Raw genomic sequence first — 16,659 nt, forward strand, 5'->3', positions numbered from 1 at the left:
GCACCGAAAGTACGACCCGGCGGGCGCGGTCATCGCAGCCGGTAGCTGATCGCGGTGGTCGCCTCCCGGACCGCCGCCGCCATCTCGTCGAGCCGGTCCGCGACGCGCGTGGTCGGGCCCGCGATCGCCACCGAGGCGAGGGGCTGGGCGGAGGGCACGATGCCCGCCACCGCGGAGACGTCGGGCACGGTCTCACCCCGGTTGCGGGCCACCCGCTCGGTGCGGACCTCGTCGAGCTCCCGCGCCACCCGGTCCCGCTCCGCCGGGTCGGCGACGTGGGCGCGCAGGTACTCGTCGCGGTGCGGCGCGGGCAGGTGGGCGAGCAGGCACTTGCCGGTGCTGGTCGGGTAGATCGGCCTGCGCTTGCGCAGCGGGGCCGAGTAGCGGATGAGCTGGGTCGACTCGATGGTGTCCAGGTACACCACGGAGTCCCCGACGAGCGCGCCCAGCATCACGGTCTCGTCGAACCGCTCGCGCAGGTCGCGCATGTGCGGGCGCGCGGCGTCGATCAGCGGGTTGCCGGGCGGGGCGAGCAGCGCGCCGACCGCCGGGCCGAGCAGGTAGGCGCCGTCGTGCTCGTGCAGGTAACCGTTGGCGACCAGGCCCTTCACCAAGCCGTGCACCGACGTCTTCGGCGCGTCGAGCACCCCGGCGAGCACGTTGAGCCGGACGCCGTGGGGATCGGCGGCCACCGCCTCCAGGATCGTGGTGACCCGGCTGACCGTCCGGTGCTCCTTCGCGGCGCCCGCGCGGGACCGGCCCGCTGATTCGCTCACGACGTCGCGCACCGCCTCTGTCCGGCTGCCGGGTGGGAACCCCCACCATAGCCCGGTGCCGGGATGGCCGATCGCGGCCCGTTCGGGGTATCAACGCAGACGGCACGCGAGGCGAGCGCGGGAGCGGGAGGTCCGATGGACGACGTGCGAGTGGCCGTGGTGACCGGAGCGGGGTCCGGGGTGGGGCGGGCGATCGCCCGCGCGCTGCTGGCGGCGGGCTACCGGGTGGTGCTGGCCGGGCGCCGGGCCGAGAAGCTGGACGAGACGGCGGGCCGGCGGCCGGGAGCGCTGGTGGTGCCCACCGACGTCGCCGACGAGGAATCGGTCGCGGCGCTGTTCGACGCCGTTCGCGAGCGCTGCGGGCGGCTGGACCTGCTGGTCAACAACGCGGGGATGTCCGGGGCGCCGGGTTCGGTCGGCGAGGTGGAGCCGGCGGACTGGGCGCGCGTCGTCGGGGTGAACCTGACCGGCTCGTTCCTGTGCGCGCACCACGCCTTCCGGATGATGCGCGACCAGCGGCCCCGCGGCGGCCGGATCATCAACAACGGGTCGATCTCCGCGCACAGCCCGCGCCCGCGCAGCGCCGGCTACACCAGCACCAAGCACGCGATCACCGGGCTGACCAAGTCGATCTCGCTGGACGGCCGGGAGCACGACATCGCCTGCGGGCAGATCGACATCGGCAACGCCGCCACCGAGATGACCACCCGGATGGCCGAGGGGATCCCGCAGGCCGACGGGACGGTCCGCGCCGAGCCGACCTTCGACGTCCGGCACGTCGCCGAGGCCGTGCTCTACATGGCCGGGCTCCCGCTGTCGGCCAACGTCCAGTTCCTCACCGTCACCGCGACCGCGATGCCCTTCATCGGCCGCGGCTGAGCCGTCGCGGGCGAGGCCGCCGAGTGGTGGGGGAGGCGGCCCCGCCCGCGACGGGGGTGATCAGCGCAGCGACGGACGGATCCCGGCGGTCGCGGTGATCACGTTCTCCAGCGCCTGCTCCACCTCGGTGTAGCCCCGCGTCTTGAGCCCGCAGTCGGGGTTGACCCACAGGCGTTCGGCGGGCACCGCGGCCAGCGCGGCCGTCAGCAGGTCGGTGACCTCCGCCGCGGTCGGGACCCGCGGCGAGTGGATGTCGTAGACGCCCGGACCGACGCCCCGGGCGAAGCCGACCGCGTTGAGGTCGTCGAGCACCTCCATCCGGGATCGGGCCGCCTCGATGCTGGTGACGTCGGCGTCCAGCGCCACGATCGCGTCGATCACGTCGCCGAACTCCGAGTAGCACAGGTGCGTGTGGATCTGGGTGGAGTCGGCGATGCCGGACGTGGCCAGCCGGAAGGACGTCACCGCCCAGTCCAGGTACCCGGGCCGGTCCGCCTCGCGCAGCGGCAGCAGCTCGCGCAGGGCGGGCTCGTCCACCTGGACCACCCGGATGCCCGCGGCTTCCAGGTCGGCCACCTCGTCCCGGATGGCCAGGGCGACCTGGTCGGCGGTGGTGGCCAGCGGCTGGTCGTCGCGGACGAACGACCACGCCAGGATGGTGACCGGTCCGGTGAGCATCCCCTTGACCGGCTTCTCGGTGAGCTTCTGGGCGTAGGTGGCCCACTCCACGGTCATCGGGGCGGGGCGGGAGACGTCGCCGTAGAGGATCGGCGGGCGCACGCACCGCGACCCGTAGGACTGCACCCAGCCGAACTCGGTGCTGGCGAACCCGTCGAGGTGCTCGGAGAAGTACTGCACCATGTCGTTGCGCTCGGGTTCGCCGTGCACCAGCACGTCGAGGCCGAGCCGCTCCTGCACCCGGATCACCCGCTCGATCTCGTCGCGCATCCGCTGCTGGTAGGTCGCCGGGTCGATGCGCCCGGCGCGCAGCGCCGCGCGCGCCTTGCGGACGTCGGTGGTCTGCGGGAAGGAACCGATCGTGGTGCTCGGCAGCGGCGGCAACCGCAACGACCGCTGCTGGGCCGCCTGCCGCCCGGCGTAGTCACCGCGCCGCGCGTGCTCCGGGCGCAGCGAGTCCAGCCGGGCCCGGACCCGGTTGTCGCGCACCGAGTCGGCTCCGGCCCGGTCGGCGACCGCGCGCCGGGCGGCGGTGAGCTCGTCGGCCACCGCCTCGCGCCCGTCGCGCAGCGCCCGGCCGAGGACCACGACCTCGTCGACCTTCTGCCGCGCGAAGGCCAGCCAGGACGCCACCCGCGCGTCCACGGCGGTCTCGGCCTCGACGTCGTAGGGCACGTGCAGCAGCGAGCAGGACGTGCCGACCGCGACCTCGCCCGCCAGGCCCAGCAGGGTCGCGGCGGTGGACAGCGCGCCGTCCAGGTCGGTGCGCCAGACGTTGCGCCCGTCGACCAGTCCGGCGACCAGCGCCTTGTCCGCCAGGCCGCGCACCGACGGGAGCCGGTCCAGCGCCGACCGCCCGGCGACCAGGTCCACCGCCAGCGCCTCGACCGGGGTGGCGGCCAGCTCGCCGAGCGCCTCGCCCAGATCGCCGAAGTAGCCGGCCGCCAGGATCTTCGGCCGCTCGGTCAGCTCGCCCAGGCGCCGGTAGGCGGCGCGCAGCGCGGCCAGCTCGGCGGGGGAGCGGTCGGCGGCGAACGCGGGCTCGTCGAGCTGCACCCACTCCGCGCCCGCGCGGTGCAGCTCACCGAGCAGCTCGGCGTAGGCGGTCAGCAGGTCGTCGAGCCGGTCCAGCGGGCGGAACGACTCCGGCGCCTGGTCGTCCGATTTGGACAGCAGCAGGAAGGTCAGCGGCCCGACCAGCACCGGGCGGGTGGTCACGCCCGCTTCCAGGGCTTCCTGGTACTGGTCCACAGGGGACTGATCGGACAGCGAGAACCGCGTGTCCGGGCCGATTTCCGGGACGAGGTAGTGGTAGTTGGTGTCGAACCACTTGGTCATCTCCAGCGGCGGCGTGGACTCCACCCCGCGCGCCATCGCGAAGTAGGTGTCCAGCGGGCTCAGCCCGAGCGCGGTGAACCGTTCGGGCACCGCACCGAAGACGACCGCGGTGTCGAGCACCTGGTCGTAGTACGAGAACGTGTTGCCCGGCACCGAATCCAGTCCGGCCTCGTGCAGCGAGCGCCACGTGTCCACCCGCAGACCGCGGGCGACCTCCCGGAGTTCCGGCTCGCCGATCCGCCCGGCCCAGTAGCGCTCCAGGGCTCGTTTGAGCTCCCGGTCGGGGCCGATCCGGGGGTAGCCCAGCACGGTGGAACCGATCGTGGTTGTCAACGCTCTCTCCTCGCGAGCTCGACGACAGGGGTCCGAGACCGGGAGAGCGCAGGGCGCGACGGCGCGACGAGCTGCCGCGCGGGCGTCGTCCGGCAGGCCCTCCCGCGGGGCCTCGAACAGCGCGCACCGCTCCGGCGCGCGCACCGGTGGCAGGTCTTCGGACTCACGGGCGCTTCCCGGCGTCGCCGGGGATTCCTACTGGCCGTCGCTTCCCGGGCCTGGTGGCCCAGTGCTGATCCCGGTCGTGGACCGGGGACGGCGTTGGTTCCCGTTCACCGCTGCGGGGCAGTCCCGGATTCGCACCGGGTTCCCTCTTGCCTCGGCCGCTCCCGCCCGGTCGGGTGGGGGCGGCCGAACCACCAGCACGGATCAGGCTAGCCGCCGACCTCGCGTTGGCAAGGGCGCCCGCCGCCACGAGGGTCCCCGCGCACCGGGCGCGGCGCCCGTTGACGTCGCCTTTCGACCCGCCGCGCCACCGCGGTGAGATCCCGGACACACCGTCGCGCGGGCGCCCGCCCGCCGTCGAGCCGGACGGTCCGGTGGCGCGCGGCGTCACCGAGCACCGCGGCCGGCGCCTCGCGCGGACGCCCGCCACGTCGGTCCACCGGGGACGGGACCCTCCGCAGTGGGCGTCCGCTCAGCGCTGCGCCGGGTCGGCGGGGAGCCGGTCGAGGGGCATCCCGAACACCTCGCGGTAGGTCGCCAGCGCCTCGTCCTCGGTGAGGGTCCGCTCGGTGCGCTCGCCGTGCTCGGTGCGGACCAGTCGCGTTCCGCTGAGGGTGACCCGGCCCGCGCCGGTGCGCAGCGAGCAGGTCGGGCCGCGGGTGAACGGCGAGCGCGGCGAGGTCTGCTGGTACCAGCAGGTGGGCTCGAAGTCCCGCAGCGCGCGGGGGCGGGGCTCCAGCCGGTACTGCGGCTCGCCGTCGCGCAGCAGGTCCAGGTCGCCGGAGGCCGCGTCGACCGGGCGGAGGGCGAACGAGCCTTCCGGGTCGGGCTGCTCGGCGGTGCTCGCCATCCGCAGCGGGTGCACGGGGTTGCGGCCGAAGCCGACGTCGACCAGCCACGGCTCGTCGAGGTCGACCCGCAGCGCCAGGTGGTCCATCGGCGGACCCGGCTGCTCGGGGGTGGCGAAGACCCGCGCGGCGAGCAGTTCCACCCGGTACCCGAGCGCGGTCAGCAGCGCCGCGAACAGCCCGTTGAGCTCGTAGCAGAAGCCGCCCCGGCGGCGCCGCACGATCTTGTCGACCAGGTGCTCCTCGGTCAGCTCGACCAGCTCGCCGAGGTGGATGTCGAGGTTCTCGAACGGCACCGAGGTCAGGTGCCGGTGCTGGAGCGCGCGCAGGGTCGTCGCGTCGGGCGGCCCGACCTCCTCGAACCCGATCCGGGCCAGGTACCGCTCGGTGGTGGCGTCGTCCACGCGACCATTCTGGCACATCACCTCGTGTCCATAGTGGACCTCGGCGGCCGGGTGGGGGATATGATCCCGCGAACGGCGGTGCTCGCGCCCCGGACCTGGGAGGATCGCACGAATGACGGCTGGCGGGCGAGAGGACGAGCGGACCGGGCCGACCGCGGCCGACGTGGCGGCGCTGGCCGGGGTGTCCCGGGCGACGGTGTCGTACGTGCTCAACGGGCTCGTCGACGAGCGGATCGGGCCCGAGACCTGGGCCGAGGTGCGGGCCGTCGCCCGCGAGCTCGGCTACGTCCCGCCCGGCGGTCGCCGGACGACCGGGCACGAGCTGGTCATCGGCCACCTGGGCGGCGAGCGGATGACCCTGGCGCGACTGGCCACCGCGGGGCTGGACCGGCTCGCCGTCGAGCTCGGCGAAGCGGGCTACACGATGGTCCTGCACCGCGACACCGAGCTGAAGGGGATGGCGGCGGCGCGGTCCTGGGCGGCGTTGCGACCGGCGGCGGTGATCGCCCACGCCGACCGGTTCACCAAGGGCGGTGCCGAGCTGCTGCGCCGCGCGGGGGTGGTGCCGATCGGCATCGCGACCCAACCGGTCCCGGCGGTGCCGACGCTGGTCATCGACGACTCCCGGCTGGGCGAGGTCGCCGCCGAGCACCTCGCCGAGCGCGGCTGCCGCCGGGTGCTCGTGGTGGTGCCGAAGGCCAAGGGCGACCGGCAGCTCGTGGCGCACCGGGTGGCGGGGTTCGAACGGGTGGCCGCCCGCACCGGGATGCGGCTGGAGGTGGTGCGGATGGGGCTGCGCCGCGACTCCGCCGATCGGCTGATCCGCACCGTCGCCGGGGACGATCCGCCCGACGGCGTGTTCGCCTGCACCGACGACCACGCCGGGCTGCTGCTGGGCGCCCTGCTGGACCGGGGCGTGCGGGTCCCCGGTGACCTCGCGCTGGTCGGGGCGGACAACGCTCCGTTCTGCGAGATGCTGCGGCCCCGGCTGACCTCGGCGGAGATCGACCTGGACGCCCCCGGGGCGGACCTGGGGCGCGCCGTGCTGGCGGCCATCCGGGGGCGGTGGGACCCCGACGCGGCCGCCCGGCCGTGGCCCGCGGTGCTGCACGTCCGGGACACCTGAGCGCCGCACCAGGGTCTTCGGTCCCTGTTCAGCGGCTCCGCCGGGTCCCTAGCCTCGAGCCGACCCGTATCCCGGCGCGATCGCAGGAGGCGGCCGCATGACGGTGACCCCCGTTCGCGAGCTGACCCGGCGGGAGCAGGACGAGATCGACCGCGCCAACCGGTCCCGTCGCCCGCCCGTGGTCTTCCTGCACGGCATGTGGCTGCTGGCGGAGAGCTGGCGGCCGTGGGCGGACTGCTTCGAGGACGCCGGCTACGCCGCGCTGACCCCCGGCTGGCCGGACGACCCGGAGACCGTCGAGCAGGCCAGGACCGATCCCGACGCCTTCGCGCGCAAGGGGATCGCCGACGTCGCCGCGTACCACGAACGGGTGGTGGCCGGGCTGGACCGGACGCCCGCGCTCGTCGGCCACGCCCTCGGCGGTCTGCTGGCGCAGCTCCTGGCCGGGCGCGGCGGCGCCACGGCGTCGGTCGTCATCGACCCCGTCCCGACCCGCGGCGTGCTCCCGATGCCGTTCGCGGCGCTGCGGTCGGCGCTGCCGGTGCTGCGCAGACCCGGCAACCGCGGCCGGGCGGTGATGCTGAGCTTCAGGCAGTTCCGCTACCGCTTCGCCAACGCGATCAGCAAGGAGGAGGCCCGGGAGCTCTACGACCGCTACCACGTGGCGGCCTCGGGGGCGCCGATGTTCGAGTCGGTGCTGGCGAACTTCAGCCCGCGCACCGAGGCCCGGGCCGACAGCGCCGCCCCGCAGCGCGGCCCGATGCTGATCGTCTCCGGCCACCGGGACCACCAGGTGCCGCCGGCCACCACCGCGGCGACCTACGAGCGGCAGCGGCGCAACCCGGGGATCACCGAGTTCGCCGAGCTCGCCGATCGGGGGCACTCGCTGACCATCGACGCCGGGTGGGAGTCGGTCGCGCGGCTGTCCCTCGACTTCGTCCGCCGGTTCGTCCGGTAGCGGTTTGGCCTGCTCCGGCGCGGGGTAAGGAGCACCCCAGTGGCCGATGGGACGACGTCCCATGAACCCGAGATCCCGGGAGGTGGGATGGATGCGCTTGTCCACCGCGCGGCAGGTGTTCGACCGCGAAGGACCGTTCGCCACCGTGTACCTGGAAGCCCGTTCGCCGGGCGAGGACGCCGGGGAGCAGATCCGGTTGCGCTGGCGGGGACTGCGCGAGCGCCTGGCGGAAGCGGGTGCCGCGGCCGGCGCGGTCGAGGCGCTGGAGCAGCGGCTCCAGCCGGGCGCCGCGGGTGAGGAGCAGGCCAACGGCCGGGTGCTGGTGGCCGTGGACGGCGAGGTGGTGCTCGACGAGCACTGGGACGCCGCCCAGGGCAGCGGCGACCAGGCGCACTGGGCGACGCTGCCCGAACTGGGCGCGTTCATCCGCGAGGCCGCCCGATCGGTCCGCGAGCTGGTCGTGATCAGCGATCAGCACGGGGCGCAGGTGCGCCAGGAAGTCGTCTCCGAGCGCGCCGAGCCCGCCGAGCACGACGTCGAGCGGGTCGAGGGCGGCGCCGTGGAAGGGGTGCACAAGCCCCGCGGCGGGGCCCTGTCGCACCGGCACATCCAGCGCCGCGCCGAGGAGGCCGCCGGGCAGAACGCCAAGGACGTCGCCCGGCGCGTGCGCGAGGTGGCCGACCGGTTCGGCCCGCGGGTGGTGGTCCTCGCCGGTGAGGTGCAGGGCCGCACGGCGCTGCGCGCGGAGCTGCCCGACGAGCTCGGCGACCGCCTCGTGGAGACCGGCCGGGGCGGTGCGAGCGCCGACGGCTCCGAGGAGGCGCTGACCGAGGAACTGCTGCGGATCGCGGGCGAGGAGAGCGATCGCAGCGCCCGCGAGCAGCACGACCGGTGGTCCGGTGGCCTGGCCCACGACCGGGCGGTGCAGGGCCACGAGGAGGTCGCGAAGGCCGCCGAGATGGGTGCGGTGGAGACGCTGCTGTTCGAACCGGACACCCCGGTGGCCCGGGAGGCGGTGCTGCTGAAGGCGGCGGCCCGCACCGACGCCGAGGTGGCGCTCACCACCGCGAGCACCGGGCTGGCCGACGGGGTCGGTGCGGTGCTGCGGTTCCCGGTCAGCACCACGACCCCGAGCTGATCCCCGACCACCCCGCGCCGTTTCCGCGCGGAGCGGCGCGGGGTGGTTGGCCTCGGCCACCGAGAACATCGCACCGCCGAAAACAGCGCGCCGAGGGACGCCGCGACGTTACCGGCGATGGTCCAGAGTTGCCGCAACACGTCGAGCACGTCCTGAATCCACCCCGCAACTGGCCGCTGGTGGCGGCCTCGCGGACAAGCGGCGAACTCCGTTGCGGCTGCTCCCGCTTCGCTGGTGAGCCCGGCGAGCACCCCGCCCCCGACCGCGCCGACGTCGGCGAGCACCTGCGCGAGCGCGCGGCGATCTTCGCGCCGAACTCGGCGGCGGTCGGGTCGAGCTTGTCGAGCGCGGCCAGGAACGACTGCGAGTCGGTGAGGGCCTGCGCGTTCGCGCCGTGCTTCGCGGCGGCCTTCCAGACTGCGAGCTCGACGGCCGCCTCGCTGCGACGGTGGTCTGCGCGTCGCGCTCGGCGGTGAGCTGCTCGGCGAGCGTCGCGGGTCGGTCGGCTCGTCGTCGGCGACCAGGCCGAGGGCGCGACCGCTCTGCTGGGCGAGGTCCTGCTTGGCCTGCTCAGCGGCCCTCTGCTTGGCGTTGGTGCGCGCCTTGCCTGCCTCGGCGCGGGCCTCGCGCACCATCGCGGCGAGCCGGGCGGGGTCGAGCTGCGCGAGGTCGTCGCTGTCGCCCTGGTGCTCGCTGTCGGGACCGGCTGGGGTGTTGGTCGGAGGCTCGGACGCGGGGGCGGCCTCGGTGGTCTCGGCCGGGGTGTCGGGCTGGTCCTCACAGGTGGTGTTGTCTCCGGGGTCGGCCCGGCGCCAGGCCGAGCGGGAACAGCAACGACCCCCGGCACACCAGGTGTCGGGGGTCGCTGTGGGTGGTGCTGGCCGGAGCTACCGGCCGTTGTCGACGATCGTGACAGGATGATCGGGTGGGTTACCGATCGGTTCGGGGGCGTCTGCGAAGGTCACGAAGACCGCTGCGCCCAGGTCGTTGACCTCGACGACTTGGGCGGCGCCGAGTCGTCGAATCACGACGTCGCTCACCGTCAATTCGCCCCACGTAGTCTCGCGGCGGGGAATGTCGTTTGTTGCTTCCATGCACGGCCTTCCTGTTGCGGCCACGCGGGCGCGTGGCGTACAGGTCATCGAGGCCGGGCCGGGTTCGTTACTGCCTGCGGGTTGGCGGGCGGGCTTCGCGCGGTCGCCCGTCGAGCGGCACATCGGCGGGTGGCGCCACCTCACCGGCCGCCGTCGTTGAGCTGGTTGGGCGGTTGCCCGCGCCGATCTGCTCCCGGTAGCGCAATATCTTGAGTTCGGGTGCGCGTCGAGGTGCTGCCGCATCTCGGCCTGCCAGGCGCGCACTTTGCGGCCGGCGGCCTTCCGCGCCTCGTCGCCGAGCGCGGCGGCGGCCCGGGTCTTGTACTTGCGGATCTGCCGCTCGATGGCGCGCTGCCGCTGCCGTGCCTCGTCGCCGTTTGGGTCCGCGGTAGGCTGCTCGGGCAGCCGGATCACGCCCTGAAGGTAGGCAGACACGGAGTGGCGGCAGTTGGGGTGCTGGAACCCCGCGGTGCGGGCGGCGTCGAGGGTGGCCACGACGTCGACCGTGGTCGGCTCGTCGCTGATCTGGTGCGGCACCTCGATCTCGCCGGTGGGGCCGTCGTCGAGGCGCAGTACACGCCCTTCGTAGGGGCGGCAGAGCGCGCATTCCTGCGAGGCGTTCGAAACGTACACCAGCCGGACGTCTACGGCGTCGAGCCGATCGGTTTGCCCCTGCACCGCGGCGCGCTGGGCGACGGTGCGCGTGGCCATCTCCACGTACGACGAGAGCTGCCGACGGCGCCCCGACCGGTCGACGAACGACGCGAGACCACGATCGACGAGACGCCGGAAGGCGGACTGCGCGGCCTGCCGCCGGGTCTGCGCCCCGGTCGACGTGCCCGCGCTCGCGGCAGCGACCACACCCCGAAAGCCGTCGACCACGTCCCCGAGCACGTTCGCGCTGCGGGCGCCGACGTCGGCGTGAACCGCGGTCGCGAGCGCCTCGATCGCGGCGAACCCGGGCACATCCTCGGCGGCGGCGCGTGCCCGCTCGCCGAGCTGGGATCGGGGGAATAGTCGATCGGGCAACTCGGCGAGCACGCTTCGCCACCCGGCCCGGAATGCGTCGGCGACCGCCTCCCGAAGGGCGCGCCCGGCGTCGGACTGCAACGCCGCGAGGATCGCCGAGGCGCTCGCGCGCAGCGACCGGACGGCGGACAGCTTGCGGTCGGCCCACTGCGGGGCGGTCATGTCGCTGTCCAGGTCGCCCGCGAGGTGCCGGGCCATCGTCGCGGCGAGCTGCGTCTCGGCGGGGCGGTAGAGGTCCGCCACGGTGGCGGCGATGCGGTCGATCTGTTCGGGCGGTACCGGCATCGCGCCACCCCCCTTATGCCATCGCACGCGGGCCGGTACCTTCAGGAGCAGGGCACGAGCAGGCCGGGCAGTGGCCACGGGCGGGGGTGGCTACCACTGGTTATCTACTGCTGATGTCCGTTCCCGCCTTGAGCGTGCTGTCTCTCGCGCTCAAGCTTCGGTTCCTCCGTCACGTCTACGACAAGGGAGGATCGAAGGACCTGAAGGTCGCGGCCGAAGCGCTGGCGCGCGCGCACCGGTCACCGGTGCCGACTCGCTCGGTGAACCCCCGCCGCATCGACGTGCGTTAGCTGAGCCTGCGCGTCCCGGCCTATTCCGGTCGGGGCGCGGAGGTGCCTGCCGCAGCGTCCCGCAGTATCGCGGCCGGGTCCGGGTCGACGACGCCGGACTCGTCGCGGATGCGGTCGACCTCGGCGTCGACCTGGTCGTCGTCACAGTCGGGATGCACCATGCGCACTCGGGTCTCGGTGCTGGCGGTCTCGGCGCGGTGCAGCATCTCGGCGGTGGCGGCGAGGGTCTGCGGGTCGGGCTGGGACCGGGGCGGGGACTCGACGACCGCCCGGTCGCCCGGGGCGAGTCCGGGGCCTCCGGCGATCAGCCGGTCGACGTCGAGCAGCGCCCCCGCAATCGCGGACAGCCCAGCCGACCAGTGGAGCGCCTTCTTGGCGCGCGTCCGGGTGCTGGCCTGCTGCCGGTCGGCGACCTCCGTCGCGGTCATCGCCGCAGCGCCCGGCTCCTGCTCGCCGAGCGTCGACGGCGAGATCCCGGCGGACCGCAGCGCGGCGCGCACCAGCTCTGCCGCGGTCTGCTGGTGTTCCTGCACGCGGATCGCGAACTGCGTAGCGGTGATCTCCGTGCCGCCGGTCCCCTTGGTCAGCGCGTTGAACTCGGTAAAGACCTCTTGGTCGTCATCCCACGACGCGCCTTGCCCGGGGCCGTGCGGCGTGAGGTACCCGCTAGGGGCGATGAGCCGGGCCTCGGCGAGCCGAACGTCGCGCATCCAGCTCGGATATGTCTCGTCGAGGGCGTCGAGCAGCGGCTCGACCCCGTCGAAGTCGGAGCGCCCGAGCGGGGCCAGCTCGCGCACGCCGCGCCACGCGCGGGACGGGCGGACGTTGGGGACGTAGGCGGCGGTGAGGCGGCGGGTGCCGGTGGGGATGCTGCTGTCGGCGTCGACCAGGGCGGCGGCCCATTCGGTCGCGGGGTGGTCGGTGAGCGGCACAGGGCGCCCGAGGTCGTCGGCGGTACCCGCGTGCAGCGTGTGGATGATGCGGCCGGGTTCGTGGCGTTCGAGGTGGCGCAGCACGCGCGACCCGTCGTCCTCGACGGTCGACCAGCACGTCACGGCCGCCAGCGTCGACCACCGCCACTCGGGTACGGCGGCGTCGGCGTGGACCCCGTCGAGCATGGGGTGCGGGGCGATGTCGCGGTCCCACACCACCTGCAGGTAGGCCCCGCCCAGCGCGGCGGCGACCTCGGCCCCTTCGAGCAGGGCACTGTGGACGGTGGGGGAGTGGGTGATCTCGTCGAGCCGGGTTTGTGCCGCCGGGTCGGTGACGGTGATCCGGGGCGGCTCGCCGAAGAGGAGATCGGCTGATGCGGTGGCGTTATCGCTCGCCAACCCCACGTGCAGCCGCGCCGGGCGCTGGCTCGGCGACTGCGGGCGGCCCCAGAAAATCGCGCGACGCTGCCGACCAGGCCGCCGCGGTACTGCGACGGCCGGTCACGCGGCACGGCGCGGGTGTAGGTGTCGGCGAGCTGCTCGGCGTCGCCGGTGTACCAGGCGTCCCATTCGGCCATGCGGCGCTGGGCGCGGTCGAACGGGACGGGCGGCCAGTTCACCATCGAGGTCACCTTTAACCCTTCGTAAATGAGCGAGTACACTCCGCGCGTGGCCACTCTTTCCCGAGAGCTGATCAAGCAGCTGTTCAATCGAGCTCGTACCTGTGCTAACCCCAAGTGCCCCGAGCCTGTGGTCAGGAAAGGTGACCATTTGGCTGTAAACGTGCAAATGGCGCACATCCGATCAGGAAAGAAATTCGGACCTAGGTACGACGAGTGCTATCCAGTTGACTGGATTGACTGTGAGAAGAATGTCTTCTTGCTCTGTGTGGGCTGTCACCGCGAGGTTGACCGCAACCCTGATGCGTACCCGACGACCGAGCTTCTGTCGTGGAAGAGTGCGCAGGTCTTGGAGGGGGCCGGGGATTGGCTCACGGCCCGTGAACTCGCTGAGATCTACACTCAAATGTCAGTGATGATTGAGCTGGAGCAAACTACTGTCGTTCGCGGCAGCGCGACGTACTCACCTCTTGATACTGCGTCGCCGCCGGAGTTCAGCGAGCCGGTCGAAGCACGTTACCTCTGCGTGGCAGTGAGGAATGACGGGTTTGCTTCAGCAGGAGTCGATGCCGTAGGGGTAGATATGGATATGGGTGGCGCCGTAGGGGCATATCTCTTCCCGCGCGACAGCGAGAAGAAGGAACTTCAAGGGTGCTCCAGCTCGAAGTGGATTGCCGATCCAAAAACGATCATTGCTGGGCTTGGAAATGCCATGCACGAGACCGGCATGCTGCATCCCTCAAGGTTCCCGACTCGGCTGCGTGGCTATGTCCTCCTCGGATCTGGCGCACGAATCCACGGTGAGTGGATCGACTTCGCGCGCCTCACCGAACTTGTGGCGCCCGATGGGCACTGACGGACGCCAGAGGTTTTCGGTTGTGGCGATGGCGTAGCGCCCGGCATCGAGGCTGTGGTCGGCCGTTTTCACCGGGCGGTCTTCGCCGCGTTCGGTGGCGGTGTCGTCCCACGAGTAGCCCGGGTCCTCGGTGATCCAGCCCGTGCAGCGGTCGGAGACGAGCAGCCGCCCGGCACCGAGCAGGCTCGCCACCGTGCGGATTCCGTACGCGACGTCGTTGTCTGCGGCCTGCGTGACCACGTGATCCTGGTGGAGCTGCACCCGGAACGAGGCGGCGGCGGGGTCGGCGACGATCCACTGCGGCCGTAGCCCCTGCTGTCGCGGGTGGTGCTCAGCGTCCAGCCATGCGCGGAGCCTGGCGGAGAGCTGGGCGTCGGTGAGCCGGTGCTGAGCATGGGCGGGATCGTGGCGCCACTCGTCGAGCAGGTACAGCCGCCGGTCGACACCCTCGCGAAGCATTACCGCGGCGCTCGCGTTGGTCGTCCCGTAGTCGACGCCGACCGCGAGCACCCTCGCCATGTCCGGGAGGTCGTCCCACGGAACGACGTGCTCAGGTGACCACATGTCGTAGACGGCGCCCTCGGCCGCCACCCATTCCCCGCGGATGAAGCGCGGTACCACAGGCCGGTGAACTCGGCCTTGATACTGGCCTTGTACTCGGTGGAGAGGGCGGGGTTCTCGTCGAGGGTGAAGGCGAACGATCGCCAGTCCGGCAGGCTGTCGAGCCTGTCGAGGTACTTGCGCTTCAGCCAGTGCGCGGGCGAATCCGGGTTGGTCGTCGCGAACAACTGGGCGCCGGGAACGCTCATGCGGCCGAGTAGCTGCGTCCAGAAGTCCTCTGCCACGACGGTGGCCTCATCGACGTACGCGCCCGCGCACGTGAGGCCGCGAAGCACCTTCTCGGCCTTGCTGTCGGATGCGCCGAGGACGTAGACGGTGCGGCCGAGGATGGTCGCGGTGGGGGCGCCGCTGGTGTAGTGGACCTGGTCCGCCAGGTGGCCGAACAACGACGGGCCTTGCAGCGGCGCGAACACGTTCCGGGCCGCGCTGTCCCTGGTGCGGCCGACTACGACGAGTTGCCCACCGCGGGGCGCGTTCGCGACGTAGATCTGCCACCGGAGTAGCGATGCGATGGTCTTCCCGCTGCGGATCGCGCCGGACCAGATCGAGACGCACGAGGTCGACCCGCGCAGGCTCTCGAGCTGACAGGCCGAAAGCGGCAAAGTGTCGATCATCTACCCGCCTTCCCCGCGGTAACGCAGAACGAGCACCGTACGACGATCAACGTATGCCGAGTACAACGTGTGGTTGGTGCGGACGACTTTCGAACATGCGGTCGAATGACACGCCGCGCCTGTTGAACCGCCTGTATGACGAAAAGCTCTTGATGAACTCCTACACCGGCGACTGCTGCGGCAAGCTCAGCATCGCCTGGCTTGGTGCCCGAAGCGACAGCTCGCCTTCCAACGTGTACCAGGTTGCCGAGCGGTTACACGAACTAAACGGGCAACTGTCGTGGTGGCCGCTCGTCGGGGTCGGCAAGGAGTACGAAGATGTCCCTGAACACATCGCGGCTGCTGCGAGTGAAGCGCAGAAATGCCTGAGCATCGGCGCCTACAGGGCTGCTGTGTCGCTCGCTCGCGCTGTCGTCGAGGCGACCGCCAAAGCGCAGGGCATCATGACAGGAACGCTCGAAGTGAAGATCAACACGCTGCATGATCGTGGACTGATCCGTCTAGACATCCGCGATGCTGCTCATGAGGTTCGTCATCTTGGCAACGAGATGGCCCATGGCGACTTCGTTTCCCCCGTTGACGAGGAAGAGGCCACGGAAACCCTCGGACTGATGGAGGAAGTCCTAGACGAGGTGTTCCAATCGCCGGCGCGTACTGCTCGGCGCAAGGCTGCGAGGGTTGCCAGGAAAAACGAGAAAGCTACTGAGCGGCCCGCTCAGTGATCCCGAGGGCTTCGGCGAGGTTGCCGAGCATCGACTGGGCACCCTCAGACTTGTTGCCCGCGTCGATCGCTTCGAGCTTCGCCGCGGCGGTGAGGTACCCGGACAGCGCGCCGGAAAGGTGCCGCTCGGCTTCGGCAGGTACGTGATCCAGTTCGGCGGTCTCGATCCCGTTGACGGTCGTCGCTGTGTGCTTGTAGGTGGGTGCGTCGAGCCGGTCGACGATGTGCTCGCTGCGCCCGTACATGCGCCCGAGGAGCGCGGCGCGGCGGGCGGCGTAGTCGCGGGTCCTGGCCTGCGTGGCGGCGGCGGTCGCGGTCCGGTCGAAGGACAAGTCCATCGCGCGGGCGGCGGTCGAGACCGTCGAAGGCGATCGGCCGAGGGCGGTGGCGATGGTGTTGCGGGTGGCGCCGGTGGCGTGCATCTCGCGGATGCGGTCGCGCTCGTTGGCGGTCAGTGGGCGGGCGGCGGCCATCCCTCACCTCCCGAGCGAGCTCCTTCGGGCGTTACTCAGTTCTCCGGTAGTACTACGCGCGGGCGGAAAGTGCAGGTAGGGCGTGCGGAGCAGATGTTCCGAGGGTGCTTCCTTGCGAACAACACACACCACACGCAAAGTTGTCGCAGGTCAGAAGTCATGTATTGTCCATTTTGGACTTTGAAACCTGCGTGAGTCATGTGTGCACGGACCGGCTACGATGATGCCGTCCATCACAGTGAACTGGAGGATAGTCAGGTGCCTGACACGTACATGGTGAACGCGCTGGCCGCTGCGGTGGCTAGCGCCTACCGCGAACAGCAGAGGACCAAGAGGGCGGCGTTCGCGTGGCTAGCCAGCCTGGCGCTGGCGGTGTGCTGGACGGTCGCCCAGGGGACGATGCCCCTGGGCTAACCACCAGATAGCCAGATAGCCGTATAGCCAGCTAACCAAACGGGGCGTCGGTCGGGAGTGTTGCCGC

15 protein-coding genes and 1 riboswitch are annotated in these 16,659 nt (G+C 72.0%); of the genes, 7 read left to right on the forward strand and 8 right to left on the reverse strand.

All coding sequences use genetic code 11. From position 1 onward, the window contains the following. Positions 1-29: 29 nt before the first annotated feature. Positions 30-776, reverse strand: coding sequence for an IclR family transcriptional regulator (locus ABD976_RS14340; protein ID WP_345363169.1), 747 nt, complete (start codon positions 774-776; stop codon positions 30-32). Positions 777-911: 135 nt separating this feature from the next. Between ABD976_RS14340 and ABD976_RS14345 the strand changes: the two genes are divergently transcribed. After that, the gene (locus ABD976_RS14345) at positions 912-1,655 is read left to right on the forward strand and encodes an SDR family oxidoreductase (RefSeq protein ID WP_345363171.1); all 744 of its coding nucleotides are present in this window, start codon (positions 912-914) and stop codon (positions 1,653-1,655) included. 60 nt (positions 1,656-1,715) lie between these two features. Here ABD976_RS14345 and metE read toward each other — a convergent pair whose 3' ends face one another. Both metE and ABD976_RS14355 read right to left on the reverse strand, forming a co-directional pair. Then, positions 1,716-4,004: a 5-methyltetrahydropteroyltriglutamate--homocysteine S-methyltransferase gene (gene metE, locus ABD976_RS14350; protein ID WP_345363173.1), complete on the reverse strand. Its 2,289-nt coding sequence runs from the start codon at positions 4,002-4,004 to the stop codon at positions 1,716-1,718. Between the two features lie 131 nt (positions 4,005-4,135). Beyond that, positions 4,136-4,380: riboswitch (cobalamin riboswitch) on the reverse strand. 261 nt (positions 4,381-4,641) lie between these two features. Then, the gene (locus ABD976_RS14355; RefSeq protein WP_369774759.1) at positions 4,642-5,421 is read right to left on the reverse strand and encodes an arylamine N-acetyltransferase family protein; all 780 of its coding nucleotides are present in this window, start codon (positions 5,419-5,421) and stop codon (positions 4,642-4,644) included. Between the two features lie 112 nt (positions 5,422-5,533). Between ABD976_RS14355 and ABD976_RS14360 the strand changes: the two genes are divergently transcribed. The 3 genes from ABD976_RS14360 (at position 5,534) to ABD976_RS14370 (ending at position 8,643) form a co-directional block, all read left to right on the forward strand. Continuing rightward, complete coding sequence (locus ABD976_RS14360) at positions 5,534-6,547, forward strand: LacI family DNA-binding transcriptional regulator (RefSeq protein WP_345363175.1); 1,014 nt, start codon at positions 5,534-5,536, stop codon at positions 6,545-6,547. A 97-nt stretch (positions 6,548-6,644) separates the two neighbouring features. Further along, complete coding sequence (locus ABD976_RS14365) at positions 6,645-7,505, forward strand: alpha/beta fold hydrolase (RefSeq protein WP_345363177.1); 861 nt, start codon at positions 6,645-6,647, stop codon at positions 7,503-7,505. Positions 7,506-7,596: 91 nt separating this feature from the next. Further along, entirely contained in the window at positions 7,597-8,643 is a 1,047-nt protein-coding gene (locus ABD976_RS14370; RefSeq protein ID WP_345363179.1) for a baeRF2 domain-containing protein, read from the forward strand. Positions 8,644-9,530: 887 nt separating this feature from the next. Here ABD976_RS14370 and ABD976_RS14375 read toward each other — a convergent pair. After that, positions 9,531-11,051, reverse strand: a complete 1,521-nt coding sequence (locus tag ABD976_RS14375) for a phage minor capsid protein (protein WP_345363181.1) — start codon at positions 11,049-11,051, stop codon at positions 9,531-9,533. 113 nt (positions 11,052-11,164) lie between these two features. Between ABD976_RS14375 and ABD976_RS14380 the strand changes: the two genes are divergently transcribed. Next, on the forward strand, positions 11,165-11,341 hold the full coding sequence (locus ABD976_RS14380; protein WP_345363183.1) for a hypothetical protein: 177 nt from the start codon (positions 11,165-11,167) through the stop codon (positions 11,339-11,341). Between the two features lie 20 nt (positions 11,342-11,361). Here ABD976_RS14380 and ABD976_RS14385 read toward each other — a convergent pair whose 3' ends face one another. Then, a complete protein-coding gene (locus ABD976_RS14385) occupies positions 11,362-12,672 on the reverse strand; it encodes a hypothetical protein (protein WP_345363185.1) in 1,311 nt (436 codons plus the stop codon). Between the two features lie 270 nt (positions 12,673-12,942). Between ABD976_RS14385 and ABD976_RS14390 the strand changes: the two genes are divergently transcribed. Further along, a complete protein-coding gene (locus tag ABD976_RS14390) occupies positions 12,943-13,749 on the forward strand; it encodes a hypothetical protein (RefSeq protein WP_345363187.1) in 807 nt (268 codons plus the stop codon). Here ABD976_RS14390 and ABD976_RS14395 read toward each other — a convergent pair. Continuing rightward, positions 13,633-14,268, reverse strand: a complete 636-nt coding sequence (locus ABD976_RS14395) for a hypothetical protein (protein WP_345363190.1) — start codon at positions 14,266-14,268, stop codon at positions 13,633-13,635. The genes ABD976_RS14390 and ABD976_RS14395 overlap by 117 nt on opposite strands. Continuing rightward, positions 14,208-14,984 (reverse strand): phage terminase large subunit, encoded by a 777-nt coding sequence (locus tag ABD976_RS14400; protein ID WP_345363192.1) that lies wholly within the window; start codon positions 14,982-14,984, stop codon positions 14,208-14,210. The genes ABD976_RS14395 and ABD976_RS14400 overlap by 61 nt, the downstream gene beginning before the upstream one ends. Positions 14,985-15,079: 95 nt before the next feature. Between ABD976_RS14400 and ABD976_RS14405 the strand changes: the two genes are divergently transcribed. Next, complete coding sequence (locus ABD976_RS14405; RefSeq protein ID WP_345363194.1) at positions 15,080-15,706, forward strand: DUF4145 domain-containing protein; 627 nt, start codon at positions 15,080-15,082, stop codon at positions 15,704-15,706. Here the strand turns inward: ABD976_RS14405 and ABD976_RS14410 are convergent. Continuing rightward, positions 15,684-16,178, reverse strand: a complete 495-nt coding sequence (locus ABD976_RS14410) for a helix-turn-helix domain-containing protein (RefSeq protein ID WP_345363196.1) — start codon at positions 16,176-16,178, stop codon at positions 15,684-15,686. The genes ABD976_RS14405 and ABD976_RS14410 overlap by 23 nt on opposite strands. Between the last annotated feature and the right edge of the window lie 481 nt (positions 16,179-16,659).

Source organism: Saccharopolyspora cebuensis (assembly GCF_039542665.1).
In the GTDB taxonomy this organism is placed as follows: domain Bacteria; phylum Actinomycetota; class Actinomycetes; order Mycobacteriales; family Pseudonocardiaceae; genus Saccharopolyspora; species Saccharopolyspora cebuensis.

Excerpts from the sequence above, each read along its gene's own strand:
- ABD976_RS14345 (WP_345363171.1), top strand. The coding sequence starts at position 912 with ATGGACGACGTGCGAGTGGCCGTGGTGACCGGAGCGGGGTCCGGGGTG.
- ABD976_RS14360 (WP_345363175.1), top strand. The coding sequence starts at position 5,534 with ATGACGGCTGGCGGGCGAGAGGACGAGCGGACCGGGCCGACCGCGGCC.
- ABD976_RS14365 (WP_345363177.1), top strand. The coding sequence starts at position 6,645 with ATGACGGTGACCCCCGTTCGCGAGCTGACCCGGCGGGAGCAGGACGAG.
- ABD976_RS14370 (WP_345363179.1), top strand. The coding sequence starts at position 7,597 with ATGCGCTTGTCCACCGCGCGGCAGGTGTTCGACCGCGAAGGACCGTTC.
- ABD976_RS14375 (WP_345363181.1), bottom strand. The coding sequence starts at position 11,051 with ATGCCGGTACCGCCCGAACAGATCGACCGCATCGCCGCCACCGTGGCG.
- ABD976_RS14380 (WP_345363183.1), top strand. The coding sequence starts at position 11,165 with ATGTCCGTTCCCGCCTTGAGCGTGCTGTCTCTCGCGCTCAAGCTTCGG.
- ABD976_RS14395 (WP_345363190.1), bottom strand. The coding sequence starts at position 14,268 with ATGGCGAGGGTGCTCGCGGTCGGCGTCGACTACGGGACGACCAACGCG.
- ABD976_RS14400 (WP_345363192.1), bottom strand. The coding sequence starts at position 14,984 with ATGATCGACACTTTGCCGCTTTCGGCCTGTCAGCTCGAGAGCCTGCGC.
- ABD976_RS14405 (WP_345363194.1), top strand. The coding sequence starts at position 15,080 with ATGCGGTCGAATGACACGCCGCGCCTGTTGAACCGCCTGTATGACGAA.
- ABD976_RS14410 (WP_345363196.1), bottom strand. The coding sequence starts at position 16,178 with ATGGCCGCCGCCCGCCCACTGACCGCCAACGAGCGCGACCGCATCCGC.